The organism is Streptomyces sp. NPDC015242 (assembly GCF_043079125.1).
Lineage (GTDB): Bacteria > Actinomycetota > Actinomycetes > Streptomycetales > Streptomycetaceae > Streptomyces.
The window spans coordinates 290487-302767 of record NZ_JBIBUF010000005.1 but is presented as its reverse complement, the minus strand read 5'-3'; the positions used below and the strand labels follow the sequence as shown (position 1 = coordinate 302767).

At 73.2% G+C, this 12281-nt stretch carries 14 protein-coding genes; 4 read left to right on the top strand and 10 right to left on the bottom strand.

The window, feature by feature from the left end; genetic code table 11:
- Positions 1 to 112: 112 nt before the first annotated feature.
- From ACF07N_RS19170 to ACF07N_RS19155, 4 genes are all read right to left on the bottom strand, one after another.
- Complete coding sequence (locus tag ACF07N_RS19170) at positions 113 to 577, bottom strand: hypothetical protein (protein WP_392114254.1); 465 nt, start codon at positions 575 to 577, stop codon at positions 113 to 115.
- A gap of 69 nt (positions 578 to 646) precedes the next feature.
- The gene (locus ACF07N_RS19165) at positions 647 to 1408 is read right to left on the bottom strand and encodes a peptidyl-tRNA hydrolase (protein ID WP_392114251.1); all 762 of its coding nucleotides are present in this window, start codon (positions 1406 to 1408) and stop codon (positions 647 to 649) included.
- Positions 1409 to 1489: 81 nt separating this feature from the next.
- On the bottom strand, positions 1490 to 1669 hold the full coding sequence (locus ACF07N_RS19160; protein ID WP_383331538.1) for a hypothetical protein: 180 nt from the start codon (positions 1667 to 1669) through the stop codon (positions 1490 to 1492).
- Between the two features lie 43 nt (positions 1670 to 1712).
- Complete coding sequence (locus ACF07N_RS19155; RefSeq protein WP_383338283.1) at positions 1713 to 3230, bottom strand: FAD-dependent oxidoreductase; 1518 nt, start codon at positions 3228 to 3230, stop codon at positions 1713 to 1715.
- Positions 3231 to 3316: 86 nt separating this feature from the next.
- Here ACF07N_RS19155 and ACF07N_RS19150 point away from each other — a divergent pair, with 86 nt between their 5' ends.
- Both ACF07N_RS19150 and ACF07N_RS19145 read left to right on the top strand, forming a co-directional pair.
- Positions 3317 to 3721: an ArsR/SmtB family transcription factor gene (locus ACF07N_RS19150; protein WP_392114247.1), complete on the top strand. Its 405-nt coding sequence runs from the start codon at positions 3317 to 3319 to the stop codon at positions 3719 to 3721.
- On the top strand, positions 3718 to 4203 hold the full coding sequence (locus tag ACF07N_RS19145) for an SRPBCC domain-containing protein (RefSeq protein WP_392114244.1): 486 nt from the start codon (positions 3718 to 3720) through the stop codon (positions 4201 to 4203). Before ACF07N_RS19150 ends, ACF07N_RS19145 begins: the two co-directional genes overlap by 4 nt.
- Positions 4204 to 4279: 76 nt before the next feature.
- On the opposite strand, the gene ACF07N_RS19140 is transcribed toward ACF07N_RS19145, so the two are convergent.
- From ACF07N_RS19140 to zapE, 6 genes are all read right to left on the bottom strand, one after another.
- On the bottom strand, positions 4280 to 5662 hold the full coding sequence (locus ACF07N_RS19140; protein ID WP_392114241.1) for a PhoX family protein: 1383 nt from the start codon (positions 5660 to 5662) through the stop codon (positions 4280 to 4282).
- Positions 5663 to 5752: 90 nt separating this feature from the next.
- The gene (locus tag ACF07N_RS19135; RefSeq protein WP_383331522.1) at positions 5753 to 6616 is read right to left on the bottom strand and encodes a slipin family protein; all 864 of its coding nucleotides are present in this window, start codon (positions 6614 to 6616) and stop codon (positions 5753 to 5755) included.
- A 175-nt stretch (positions 6617 to 6791) separates the two neighbouring features.
- A complete protein-coding gene (locus ACF07N_RS19130) occupies positions 6792 to 8285 on the bottom strand; it encodes a SulP family inorganic anion transporter (protein WP_383331519.1) in 1494 nt (497 codons plus the stop codon).
- A gap of 13 nt (positions 8286 to 8298) precedes the next feature.
- Complete coding sequence (locus ACF07N_RS19125; protein ID WP_383331516.1) at positions 8299 to 8880, bottom strand: carbonic anhydrase; 582 nt, start codon at positions 8878 to 8880, stop codon at positions 8299 to 8301.
- 79 nt (positions 8881 to 8959) lie between these two features.
- On the bottom strand, positions 8960 to 9355 hold the full coding sequence (locus ACF07N_RS19120) for a hypothetical protein (RefSeq protein WP_392114237.1): 396 nt from the start codon (positions 9353 to 9355) through the stop codon (positions 8960 to 8962).
- Between the two features lie 198 nt (positions 9356 to 9553).
- The gene (gene zapE / locus ACF07N_RS19115; RefSeq protein ID WP_383338295.1) at positions 9554 to 10651 is read right to left on the bottom strand and encodes a cell division protein ZapE; all 1098 of its coding nucleotides are present in this window, start codon (positions 10649 to 10651) and stop codon (positions 9554 to 9556) included.
- A gap of 37 nt (positions 10652 to 10688) precedes the next feature.
- Here zapE and ACF07N_RS19110 point away from each other — a divergent pair, with 37 nt between their 5' ends.
- Together ACF07N_RS19110 and ACF07N_RS19105 are read left to right on the top strand one after the other, a co-directional pair.
- On the top strand, positions 10689 to 11492 hold the full coding sequence (locus ACF07N_RS19110) for a pyrimidine reductase family protein (RefSeq protein ID WP_383338297.1): 804 nt from the start codon (positions 10689 to 10691) through the stop codon (positions 11490 to 11492).
- Positions 11493 to 11740: 248 nt separating this feature from the next.
- Entirely contained in the window at positions 11741 to 12214 is a 474-nt protein-coding gene (locus ACF07N_RS19105) for an indole-3-glycerol phosphate synthase (RefSeq protein ID WP_383331506.1), read from the top strand.
- Positions 12215 to 12281: the final 67 nt, after the last annotated feature.

Genomic DNA, 12281 nt, shown 5'->3' with positions numbered 1-12281 from the left:
CGCCGCCGAACCGCGCCCGGGCCGCCTTCAGAGCAACATTTGAGGTTCCGCCCCCCCCACCGACGGACTCCCCGGGCCCGGCAGGCCGCGCCGCCGAGGTGCCGGAAGGGCCCTAGACGACGCGGGTGGAACGGTAGTTGAACACCGACCACAGCACGAACAGACCGGTCACGATCATGATGATCGACCAGAAGGGCTGGTAGGGCAGCCACATGAAGTTCGCGATCAGCGCCAGCCCGACCACGACCGCGCCCACCATCCGGGCCCAGGTGGCCCCGGTGAACAGACCGAACCCGGCCGCGACCACCAGCACGCCGACGATCAGGTGGATCCAGCCCCACGCGGTCAGGTCGAACTCGAAGACGTAGTCGCCGAAGCTCGTGTACACCTCGTCGTCGGCGATCGCCGCGATGCCCTGCAGCACCGCGAACAGGCCGTAGACGACCATCAGGGTGCCGCCGAGCGCGAGACCCCCGGCCGCCCACGAGTCGTCGGAACCGCGCGGACCGCCCCCACCGGGCGGCATCCGGTCGTCGGGCGCGGGAGGGGCGGGGGGAGGGGGCGCGGCGCTGCTCATGGCTGCCTCCTGGGTCGGGGTTGTCTGGTAACCCACTGGAGCACCCGCCCGCCGCCGCCGCGCCCGCGGTTACTCCGAACGGGTGGCCACCGGGCCGCCGGTGCCGTGCGGCTCCCGGCGCAGCGCGGGGTGGTCCGCGACGACCGTGCACGAGCCGGGCGCGATCTCCGTGAACCCGGCGTCCCGGACCAACGGCAGCCCGCTGCCGGTCAGTTCCGGCCAGCGGGCCGGGTCGGCCGTACGTACGGCGAGCGGGAAGCCCGCGCCCTGCCAGGCCGCCCGCTCCGCGTCGGACAGCTCCCACCAGGCCAGCTGGGCGGCGTGCCCGGCCTGGGCCATCGCCTTGCCCGCCGACATGTCCAGCCCGGGGTTGAGCCACAGCACGGGAGCGGCCGGGTCGGCGTCCCCCGGCGCCCGCGGGTCGTCCAGGTCGGTGCCCGAGACCTGGAGCCGGGCGAGGTCCTTGGGCCAGCCGTCGAGCGGGACGGGCGGGAAGACACGCACCTCGGCCGAGGTGCCGGTGACCGTGATGCCGGGCAGGGCACCGGCCCGCCGCCACTCGGCACCGCGCGCCCGGCGCACCACCTTGCGGATCCGGGCGTCCTGCCAGTCCCGCATCGCCCGCGCCCACACGCCGTCGCCGGACGACCGCTCGTCGGCCAGGATCGTCAGGACCGCCCGCGCGGCCGTCTCCAGCGCGTCGGTGCGCGCCGGCGGCTCCGCCCGCTCGATCCGCACGACCAGCGGCAGCACGAACTGCGGTGCGGCGTCGCGCGCGGAGGGATCGGACCGGAAGGGGCTGTCGTTCACGGGCGTGGGGTCTTCGCTCACGCATCCCAGTGTGCCAGCCGCACGATCATGGCAGTCCCGGCCCGGTGGCCGCCCGGGCGGCCACCGCCGGTCTCCCGCGCGTCAGCCCGAGCAGGCCGTGCGCTGGGCCTCCTGCCACTCGCAGACCGGGCAGAGCGTGATGCCCTTGTACGCCTCCGGGTACTCCGTGGGCTCCCGGCACAGCACACACTCCGCGTACGGCGGCCCCTCCGCCCGGGGCGGCCTGGCCGCGTCGATCAGGCAGTAGTCGTCCTCGCTCATGTCTCCAGCCTAGGCCGGTCGGGGCCGTCCGCCCACGGCCCGCTCAGATGTCCCGCCGTTCCAGCGGCTTGGTCGCCGGGCCCTGGATCACCTTGCCGTCGGTGTCGAAGCGCGAGCCGTGGCAGGGGCACTCCCAGGCCCGTTCGGCGGCGTTGAAGTCGACCAGGCAGCCCAGGTGGGTGCAGCGCGCGGAGACGGCGTGCAGGGCTCCGTCGTCGTCGCGGTACACCGCGACGCGGTGGCCGTCGGCGCGGACCACGGCACCCTCGCCGGGCGGCAGGGACTCCACCGGCGGCGAGGGCCGCAGCCGGTCGCCCACGAAGTGCCCGGCCACCTTGGCCTGCGTCTTGAGGAACGACGGCGCCTCCCGCACGGCGGGCTTGACCCGGCGCGGGTCGTACAGCGCGCTCCACTCGCACTCCTCGCCGGTGATCTGCGCGCTCAGGAGACGGCCCGCCATCATGCCGCCGCTCATGCCCCAGCCGCCGAACCCGGTGGCCACGTACGTGTGCCGGGCGCCGGGGTGCAGCGGGCCGACCATCGGGACGGTGTCGGTGGGGCTGTTGTCCTGCGTGGCCCACCGGTGGGTGACGTCCAGGCCGGGGAAGTGCCGGGTGGCCCAGGCGGTGAGGCGCTCCACCCGCTCCCGGGTGTCGCCGGTGCCCGGTGTGAAGTGCTCACCGGTGACGATGAGCAGGCGCCGGTCCGCGTCGTACGGGGCCGTGCGCACCGAGCGGGTGTTCTCGTCGGGCGTGATGAACATGCCGTCCGGGTCCTGGCCCGCGGGAATGGTCCCGGCGACGACCAGCTCGCGCTTCGGCGTCAGCCGGGTGAACAGCAGGGCCCGGTCGAAGATCGGGTAGTGCGTGGCGACGACGACGTCCCGCGCCCGGACCGTCGCCCCGGTCGTGGTCGACAGCCGGCAGGGCTCGCCCTCGTCCAGGCCGAGGACGGTCGTGTCCTCGAAGATCCGCCCGCCGTGCTCGACCAGGTCGGCGGCGAGCGCCAGCAGGTACTTGCGGGGATGGAACTGCGCCTGCCCGGTGACCCGGACCGCGCCCGCCACCTCGAAGGGCAGCCCGGTCTCCGTCACGAACTCGGCGGGCAGCCCGGCCTCGGCGGCCGCCCGGGCCTCGGCCCGCAGTTCCTCGGCCTTGCCCGGGTCGCGCGCGTATGTGTACGCGCTCTTGGCCTCCCAGTCGCAGTCGATGCCGAGTTCCACGGCGATGCCCGCCGCGCGCTCGATCGCCTCGGACTGGGAACGGGCGTACAGGCGCGCCCCGTCGGGGCCCCGGGTGCGGCGCAGCTTGTCGTAGACGAGTGAGTGCAGGGCGGTGACCTTGGCGGTGGTGTGCCCGGTGACGCCGGCCGCGACCCGGCCCGCCTCCAGGACCGCCACGCTCCGCCCCGCCCGTGCCAGTTCCCACGCCGTGCACAGGCCGGCGATGCCGGCGCCGATCACCGCGACGTCGACGTCCAGGTCCTCCGCCAGCGCCGGGTGGCGGCCCTGCGGTGCCGTGTCGAGCCAGTAGGAGCTGCTGACCTGTGGCTTCTCGCTCATGCGGCTCCGAGTACCCCGGTGCGCCCGCGTCAGTGCCGGGCGCGATCGCTTTACAGGAGACCCCGGCGGAGCTAACGTACAACCAAATGGTTGTAGATGAGGTGAGCGACGAGACCGTGGACCGGCTGTTCCACGCCCTGGCCGACGCCACGCGCCGGGACATACTGCGCCGCTGCGTGCGCGGGGAGCTGTCGGTCTCCCGGCTGGCCGAGGCCTATCCGATGAGCTTCGCGGCGGTGCAGAAGCACGTCGCGGTGCTGGAGCGGGCGGGCCTGGTCACCAAGCAGCGCAGCGGACGGGAGCAACTCGTGCGCACCGACCCGGAGGCGGTGGCGCGTGCCCGCCTGGCGCTCGACGAGCTCGAGGCGGCGTGGCGCGGGCGGGTGGACCGGATGGCCCGGCTGCTCGCCGAGGACCCCGGCGCCGAAGAGCCCGGAACCCGGCCGTCCGCAACCGGCCGGAACGACAGCACGGAAGGGCCCGAGCAATGAGTGTCACCACGGTCGACAAGGACCTCGACCACCTGACCCTGACCCTGGTCGCCGACTTCGCCGCTCCCGTGGAGCGGGTCTGGCGGCTGTGGGCCGATCCCCGGCAGCTGGAGCGCTGGTGGGGCCCGCCGTCCTACCCGGCGTCCGTGGAGGAGCACGACCTGACGCCCGGCGGCGAGGTCACCTACTTCATGACCGGACCGGAGGGCGACCGGCACCGCGGCTGGTGGCGGATCACCTCGGTCACCGAGCCGACGGCCCTGGAGTTCACCGACGGTTTCGCCGACGACGACGGCAAGCCGAAGGACGACATGCCGACCATGTCCGTGTCGGTGCGGCTCACCGAGCGCGAGGGCGGCACCCGCATGGAGATGCGCTCCCTCTTCGACTCCCGCGAGCAGATGGAGCAGCTGATCACGATGGGCATGGAGGAGGGCCTGAAGGAGGCCGTCGGCCAGATCGACGCCCTGCTGGCCGCCTGACCCCGAGGGCGCCCCTGGTGCCCGCCGGGACCCCGCTCGCCGGCCGGGCGCTCCCGGCCGGCGGGCGGGCGGACGGCTACCTCCGCCAGGGCCCGGTCACCGCGAACGTGGTGCCGGGGGCGTAGCAGTTGACGTACATCGTGTCGCCGTCGGGCGAGAAGGTCACCCCGGCGAACTCGCCCCACTCGGGCTCCTCGGCGGTGCCGATGTTCTGCCGGTTGCGGGCCACCGCGTAGACCTCGCCGCGCCGGGTCACGCCGTACACGTGCTGGGCGCCGCTGCCGTCCTCGCAGACCATGAGGCCGCCGCCGGGCGCCAGGCAGATGTTGTCCGGCGACTCGCCCGGCAGCCGCACGTCGGTGTCCGGGCCGAACACGACGACCAGGGTCAGCCGGCGGCGCTCGGGGTCGTAGCGCCAGACCTGCCCGTAGTGGTCGGCCGCCGAGCCGTCCCCGGTGCGCGCGAAGGACGACACGAAGTACACCGACCGGCCGCCCCAGTAGCAGCCCTCCAGCTTCTGCGCGTGCGTGATGCCCCCGCGCCCGAAGTCCTGGAACCGGATCGGGGTCTGCGCGGCCTGCGGATCCGGCACGTCCACCCACTCGATGCCGTCGAACGCGGCACCGATGTCCTGGATCGTGGACAGGTCGGGCACGCCGGGCACCCGCATCGCCTGGAGGCGGCCACCCGCCCGCAGCGAACCCCGGCCGCCCAGCGGCCGGTCCGGCAGGAAGCGGTAGAAGAGGCCGAAGGGCCGCTCGAAGGCGTCCTCGGTCTCGTAGACCACGCCCCGCCTCGGGTCGACGGCGATCGCCTCGTGCTGGAACCGGCCCATCGCGGTCAGCGGCACGGCCCCGGTGCGGCGCGGGTCGGCCGGGTCCACCTCGAAGATGAAGCCGTGGTCCTTGGTGTAGCCATTGGTGCCCGCCTTGTCCTCGTTCTCCTCGCAGGTCAGCCAGGTGCCCCACGGGGTGGGACCGCCCGCGCAGTTGACGGCCGTGCCGGCGATCGCGACGCGCTCCGACAGCACGTGGTTGCGGGAGTCCAGCGTCAGGGCCGTACAGCCGCCCTTGGCGGCCGGGTCGTAGGTCAGGCCCTCGACCGCCGGCACCGGGACCTTGCCGGTGTGGCGGTTCTCGTGGTTGCGGACCAGGTGGACCCGGCCGCCTCTGCCCTCGAAGGCCGACATGCCGTCGTGGTTGGAGGGGACCGCGCCCTCACCGGAGCGGAGCGGGTCGCCCTCGCGGGAGAGGACCCGGTAGCGGAAGCCCTCCGGCAGGTCGAGGAGGCCCTTCGGATCGGGGACGAGGGGGCCGTAGCCGGCGTGGCCGGTGGTCTGGGCGGCGGCGGTGCCGGTGAAGAGTTCGGACAGGGCGCCGGAGAACGCGACCCCGAGGCCCAGGGCACCCGTACCGGCGAGCACCTGACGCCGGGTGGCGGTGGGACCGGTTTCGGTCATGGGGAAACCTTCCTGCTGGCGGACAGGAACTGTGATCCCGCTGTGTCTACCACCTGCCGCCGGTCGCGGGAACCACGCGCGTAGCGCGCGTCACTGCTCGACCGCGTGCCGCAGCTCCTCCATGGCCTCCCGCGCCTGCTCCGCGCGGTCGGCGGTCCGCTCCACCGGTCCCGGCGTGCCGCCCTGCCCGCCCGCCTCGTGTCCCCGCTCCAGGAAGCGCAGCAGCTCCACCGGGATGGGCAGCACCAGCGTCGAGTTCTTCTCCGCCGCGACGGCCATCACGGTCTGCAGCAGCCGCAGTTGCAGCGCCGAGGGCGTGTCGGCCATCTGGTGGGCGGCCTGGGCCAGCTTCTTGGACGCCTGGTACTCGGCGTCGGCGTTGATCAGCCGGGCCCGCCGCTCCCGGTCGGCCTCGGCCTGCCGGGCCATGGAGCGCTTCATCGTGTCCGGCAGGGACACGTCCTTGATCTCCACCCGGTCGATGGTCACGCCCCACTCCACGGCCGGGCTGTCGATCATCAGCTCCAGGCCCTGGTTGAGCTTCTCCCGGTTGGACAGCAGGTCGTCCAGCTCGCTCTTGCCGATGATCGAGCGCAGCGAGGTCTGGGCCATCTGCGACACCGCGAAGCGGTAGTCCTCGACGTTGACGACAGCGGCCGCCGCGTCCACGACCTTGAAGTACACCACCGCGTCCACCCGCACGGTGACGTTGTCGCGGGTGATGCCCTCCTGGGCGGGGACCGGCATGGTCACGATCTGCATGTTGACCTTGCGCATCCGGTCCACCGCGGGGATGACGGTGGTGAAGCCGGGCCGCCGCACGTCGCCGTGCAGACGCCCGAGCCGGAAGACCACCCCGCGTTCGTACTGCTTGACGACCCGCGCCGCCGCCGCCAGGTAGACCGCCCCGCCGGCGCAGACCGCCACCGCCGCCCCGATCAGCTCCTCGACCATGCCGACCTCCCCGCTCAGAGGCCCCGTTCCGGGTACTTCTGCAACGATATGCCGGGATCGGGGGTCGGGGCCATGCCCTGCGCGGCCCCCGCCGGACGCACGAGGACGCACGAGGACGCACGAGGTCCGGGGTGCGCCGGCGGCGCACCCCGGACCGGAAACCGGCGGCGTCCGGCTAGGCCGCCGTGACCTTCTCGCTCCGCGGTGCCGGCACGGCCTCCGTGACCTTCACCGGCTCCGTGCCCGACGCGCTGTGACGTGCGGCCCAGTTCTCCAGGGCCGTGCGGCAGGCGTGGTCGAGGTGGTGCAGACCCGACAGGTCCAGCTCGACCGGGCGGTCCTGGGGCAGCGCCTCCAGGCCGTCCATGATCTTCGGCAGCCGCAGGAAGGTCGCGTTGCCCGAGGCGTACACCTGGATCGGGCCCGCGCCCTTGTCGATGACCTCCAGCTTGACGTGCGAGGCCTCCCAGGCGGTCTTGACGACCGACAGGGCCAGACCGATCAGCACACCCTCGAACATGTTCACCGCGACGATCGACACGGCCGTGACGACGAGGATCAGCGCCTCGCCCTTGTGGGCCCGCCACAGCGCCGTGATCTGGCGGAACGGGATGAGCTTCCAGCCGGCGTGCACCAGGATGCCGGCCAGGGCGGGGATCGGGATCAGGGCCAGGGCCCACGGCATCGCCGCGGCGAACAGCAGCAGCCACACGCCGTGCAGCACCCGGGACGCCTTGGTCCGGGCGCCCGCGCTGACGTTGGCGGAGCTGCGGACGATGACCGCGGTCATGGGCAGCGCGCCGAGCAGGCCGCACAGGGTGTTGCCCGCGCCCTGGGCGATCATCTCCTTGTTGTACTCGGTGCGCGGACCGTTGTGCAGCCGGTCCACGGCCGCCGCGCTGAACAGGCTCTCCGCGGAGGCGATCAGCGCGAAGGCGATGATCGTGCCCCAGACGGCCGGGCCCGCCAGCTCGCCGAAGGCCTCGGAACCGGGCGGCTGGACGACGCCCAGCAGACCCTCCACCTGGACGGTGGCGACGGGCAGGCCGAAGGCGAGCGTGACGGCCGTGGCCAGGACGACCGCCGCGAGGGCGCCGGGGACGGTACGGACCGCCTTGGGCATCCGCTTCCACAGCACGATGACGGCGATGGTGCCCGCGCCGATCGCGAGCGAGGTGAGCGCCTTGGTGCTGCCCACCGTGTCGGCGAGGGCCCCGGGCAGGCCCGCGATCTTGCCGAGGCCGGAATCCGGGGCCTTCAGGCCCGCCGCCGCGTAGATCTGGCCGGCGATGATCACCAGGCCGATGCCGCAGAGCATGCCCTCGACCACCGAGACGGATATCGCCCGGAACCAGCGGCCTATGCCGAAGAAGCCCATGGCGAGCTGGAGCAGCCCGGCGATCAGCACGATCACGCCGAGGGTGGCCACGCCGAACTCGGTGACGGCCTCGAAGACCAGCACGGTGAGTCCGGCGGCGGGCCCGGACACCTGCAGGCTGCTGCCGGGCAGCATGCCGGTGACGAGCCCTCCCACGATGCCGGTGACGAGACCCAGCTCCGCGGGGACGCCGGAGGCGACCGCCACGCCGACGCACAGCGGCACGGCGACGAGGAAGACGACGATCGAGGCGAGGAAGTCCTGCCTCAGATGAGGGAACTTGGACAGCATGTCACCGGCCCCCTCAGAGCGTCTCGAACGTGTCGGACTCCGCGCGGTGTTCCCGCACGACGCCGGTGTGCACCTCGTAGTACCAGCCGTGCAGGTGCAGTTCGCCCGCGGCGAGGCGCTTCTCCACGCACGGGTAGGAGCGCAGCCGCATCAACTGCGTGAGCACGTGGTGCTGTACGGCCTCGGCGACCGTCGGGTCCTTGGGGTCGGAGCACGGGGGCTCGTCCGCCGCGTGGGCGAGCCAGTCGCGCACGGCGGGGACGGCGGTGAGGTCGTCGTGGCGCACGACGGCACCGACGGCGCCGCAGTGGGAGTGGCCGCAGACCACGATGTGCCGGACGCCGAGGACCTGGACGGCGTATTCGATGGTGGCCGCCTCGCCGGTGGGGGTGGCGGAGGTGTGGGGCGGAACCACGTTGCCGGCGGTGCGCAGCTCGAAGAGCTCGCCGGGGCGGGCGCCCGTGATCAGGGCCGGTACGACCCTGGAGTCGGAGCAGGTGATGAACAGGACGTCGGGGGACTGGCCCTCGGCGAGGCGGGCGAACTCCTCAGGGCGCTGTCCGAACATGCGGGCGTTGTCGATGAGGGGCTGCATGAGTGTGGTGACTCCTCCTGGCGCGCAGTGGGGGCGCGTCGGACGGGCATGACAGAGGTGGGGGGTACTGCTCTGCTGCTCAGCAGCGGAAGACCTGCAGCGCTGCCGGCGTGTGCGACGCCGAGGATCTCGGCGTGCGGTGGTGCGCGGTGCCGCGGCCGGCCGGTTCGTCCGCCGTCGGCCGGGTGTGCCGGGACAGCGGCCGATCGGGCGCCGAGGGCGCGGAGTCGGCGGTGTGGGACCGGTCGCGGGTGCGCAGGGGACCGGTCGGGTCCCCGGGGTGCCCGGCGCGGCAGCCGGCGATCTCGTCGCGCAGCGCCATGCCGGAGGGGGTGCTCCCGGGTTGGGCTTTGGCCTCCGCATGACTCCGGGTGTGCGCGGATGCGAAGGATGCCGTCGGTGCGAAGAACTGAAGGGCGAGCAGCACGGCGGCGAGGAGCGAGACCACGGTCCGTGCCGTCGGACCTCGACGCATACGCCCCCCTCCAGCTGTCTCACACGTCTAGCGCCGACCAACAGTTGGTCAACGGCTGGTCAAGAAACACGTTAACCCTGCAAAGTCGTTTGCAGGGTTAACTTAACGTTTCGAGCTGAAGAGAGCCTGAAAACCGTAGGTCGGCTGGCCGGAACCACGCCTTGCCGCACGGCAGTCGAGACGATATTGGAAGCGGGGTTACCGCCCGGTCGGCAACGAGGCCGCGTCGCGGGCCAGGGCGGTGAGCCGGGAGATGGCCCGGAAGTACTTCTTGCGGTAGCCGCCGTTGAGCATCTCGTCACTGAACAGCTGGTCGAACGGCACGCCCGAGGCCTTCACGGGCACCTCGCGGTCGTAGAGCCGGTCCGCCAGGACGACCAGCCTGAGGGCCGTCGACTGGTCGGGAACGGGCCGCACACCGGTGAGGCACACCGCCTTGATCCCGTCCGTCAGCGCGCCGTACCGGCTGGGGTGGACCCGGGCGAGGTGGTCCAGCAGGGGCGAGAACGAGTCGAGGGAGGCGCCCTCGGTGGCGTGCGCCGTCGCGGTCACCTGTTCGTCGGAGTAGGGCGGCGGCGCCTCGGGCAGACCGCGGTGGCGGTAGTCCTCGCCGTCGATGCGCAGGGCGCGGAAGTGGGCCGACAGGCCCTGGATCTCGCGCAGGAAGTCGGCCGCGGCGAACCGGCCCTCGCCGAGCTTGCCCGGCAGCGTGTTGGAGGTGGCGGCGAGCGCGACGCCCGCGTCCACCAGCTTGCCCAGCAGCGTGGAGACCAGGACCGTGTCGCCGGGGTCGTCGAGCTCGAACTCGTCGATGCACAGCAGACGGTGGCCGGACAGCGTCCGGACCGTCTGCTGGAAGCCGAGGGCCCCGACCAGGTTGGTCAGCTCCACGAACGTGCCGAACGCCTTGAGCGCGGGCTCGGCCGGGGTGGCGTGCCAGAGGGAGGCGAGCAGATGGGTCTTGCCGACGCCGTAGCCGCCGTCCAGGTAGACGCCGCGCGGTCCCGCGGGGGCCTTCCGCGCCGCCCTGCCGAAACCGAACAGCCGCCGCCTGCCCGGCTCGGCGCCCTCGCCCAGGCCGGCCGCGAAGCCTTCCAGGGCCCGCACCGCCTCGGTCTGGCTGGGCTGGTTCGGGTCCGGTATGTACGTGCTGAACCGCACGGAGTCGAACCGCGGCGGCGGCACCATCTCGGCGACCAGCCGGTCCGCGGGGACGTGCGGCTCACGGGCGCACAGCGACAGCGGGGCCGGGTCGGTCACGGGGCCGGTTCCGGAAGGGGCGGGGGAAGAGGACACGGTTCACCATGCTACGGCGCGTGGAACACTGCACGGCATGCGACGCCTGTTCCCTGTGACCGACGAAACAGCAGCTCCGGCCCCGGACGGCCCGTCCGGTGAGGGGGCCGGGCGGGAGTGGAGCCTGGCCGAGCTGGCCGCCGCGTACGCCTATCCCGAGCCCGGGCCCGCCGGGCCGGCGCCGTACCTGCGCGCCAACATGGTCTCGACGCTGGACGGCGCCGCCCAGCACGACGGGCGCTCCCAGCCCATCTCCAGCGCCGCCGACATGCGAATCTTCGGCACCCTGCGGGCGCTGGCCGACGTCGTGGTCGTCGGGGCGGAGACCGTGCGCCGGGAGGGTTACCGCCCGGCCCGGGCGCGGGCCGAGTTCGCGGCGCTGCGGGAGGCGGCCGGGCAGGCGCCCGCGCCCGCGATCGCGGTGGTCACCGCGAGCCTGGACCTGGACTTCTCGCTGCCGCTGTTCACCTCGCCCCTGGTGCCCACCCTGATTCTCACGGGGGCCGCGGCCGCCCCCGGCCGCGTCGCCGCCGCGGAACAGGCCGGCGCGCGGGTGGTGACCGCCGGGGACGGCATGGGCGTGGACCCCGCCCGTGCCGTGGCCGCCCTCGCCGGACTCGGCCACACCCGGCTGCTGACCGAGGGCGGCCCCCGGCTGCTGGGCCAGATGGTGGCGGCCGGCGTCCTGGACGAGCTGTGCCTGACCGTCTCCCCGATGCTCACCGCGGGCGACGCGCAGCGCATCGCCGGGGGGCCGGCCGTGGCCGTACCGCAGCGCTTCTCTCTGCTGTCGCTGCTGGAGCAGGACGGCTTCCTGTTCACCCGGTACGGGCGGTCCTGACGTGCTGAACCGCCCGGCCCGGGGTACAAGGGGGCGGCGGTCGGCGCATCCGGACGGCCGGTGCGCGCGGAAGAGATGAGGGCCGCAGCCGGGCCGCTCATCAGCGGAATATGCCGTTCTGCTCGGGTTTCGGGGGGCACACTGGACTCGCAGTGCCCCTGCTGACACGGGGCAGGACGGTTTCCGCGGGGCCCGGTGCGGCCTGTGGAGGAGTGGGGCCCGAGGCCCCCGGAGCAGAAGGGCGCCTGGTGTTCACAAGCGTTTTGATGATCGAGAAGGCCCTGACGTCCGCCGACGTGGAGTTCGTCACGACCTTGCACGGGGAGGAGGAGGTCGCCTTCCACGTGCTGCTCCAGCCGCGGGGCGAGCAGGCGGACCGGTTGCTGCGGGCCATCGACGACGTGGCGCTCGGTGAGCTCGACGAGGCCGTGCGGGAAGGCGAGACGCCCGAGGGGGAGGAGGCGCTGAGCGTGGGGCAGCGCGCCCTGGAGGTCTCCCTCGCGGCGTTGCGGTCCTCGGGCAGCGCGGCCGAGGGACGGCTGATCGAGGACCATCCGCTGGACGCGCTGAAGTCCCTGGTCGAGGAGGTCGGCGCCGACGAGGTCATCGTCCTGACCGATCCGCACTACGTCGAGGAGTTCTTCCACCGGGACTGGGCCTCGCGGGCCCGCCACAAGGTGGGCGTGCCGGTGCTGAAGCTGTTCTCGCACAGCAAGGCGTAGCCGCCGGCGGTGGCGGCACCGGTGAGCGCTTCGGCATAGGCTGTGCCGCTGAACGTTCCGCACACGT

Excerpts from the sequence above, each read along its gene's own strand:
- ACF07N_RS19130 (WP_383331519.1), bottom strand. The coding sequence starts at position 8,285 with ATGCTGTCCAAGTTCCCTCATCTGAGGCAGGACTTCCTCGCCTCGATC.
- ACF07N_RS19150 (WP_392114247.1), top strand. The coding sequence starts at position 3,317 with ATGGTTGTAGATGAGGTGAGCGACGAGACCGTGGACCGGCTGTTCCAC.
- ACF07N_RS19145 (WP_392114244.1), top strand. The coding sequence starts at position 3,718 with ATGAGTGTCACCACGGTCGACAAGGACCTCGACCACCTGACCCTGACC.
- ACF07N_RS19135 (WP_383331522.1), bottom strand. The coding sequence starts at position 6,616 with ATGGTCGAGGAGCTGATCGGGGCGGCGGTGGCGGTCTGCGCCGGCGGG.
- ACF07N_RS19110 (WP_383338297.1), top strand. The coding sequence starts at position 10,689 with ATGCGACGCCTGTTCCCTGTGACCGACGAAACAGCAGCTCCGGCCCCG.
- ACF07N_RS19140 (WP_392114241.1), bottom strand. The coding sequence starts at position 5,662 with ATGACCGAAACCGGTCCCACCGCCACCCGGCGTCAGGTGCTCGCCGGT.
- ACF07N_RS19155 (WP_383338283.1), bottom strand. The coding sequence starts at position 3,230 with ATGAGCGAGAAGCCACAGGTCAGCAGCTCCTACTGGCTCGACACGGCA.
- ACF07N_RS19120 (WP_392114237.1), bottom strand. The coding sequence starts at position 9,355 with ATGCGTCGAGGTCCGACGGCACGGACCGTGGTCTCGCTCCTCGCCGCC.
- ACF07N_RS19125 (WP_383331516.1), bottom strand. The coding sequence starts at position 8,880 with ATGCAGCCCCTCATCGACAACGCCCGCATGTTCGGACAGCGCCCTGAG.
- ACF07N_RS19160 (WP_383331538.1), bottom strand. The coding sequence starts at position 1,669 with ATGAGCGAGGACGACTACTGCCTGATCGACGCGGCCAGGCCGCCCCGG.
- ACF07N_RS19170 (WP_392114254.1), bottom strand. The coding sequence starts at position 577 with ATGAGCAGCGCCGCGCCCCCTCCCCCCGCCCCTCCCGCGCCCGACGAC.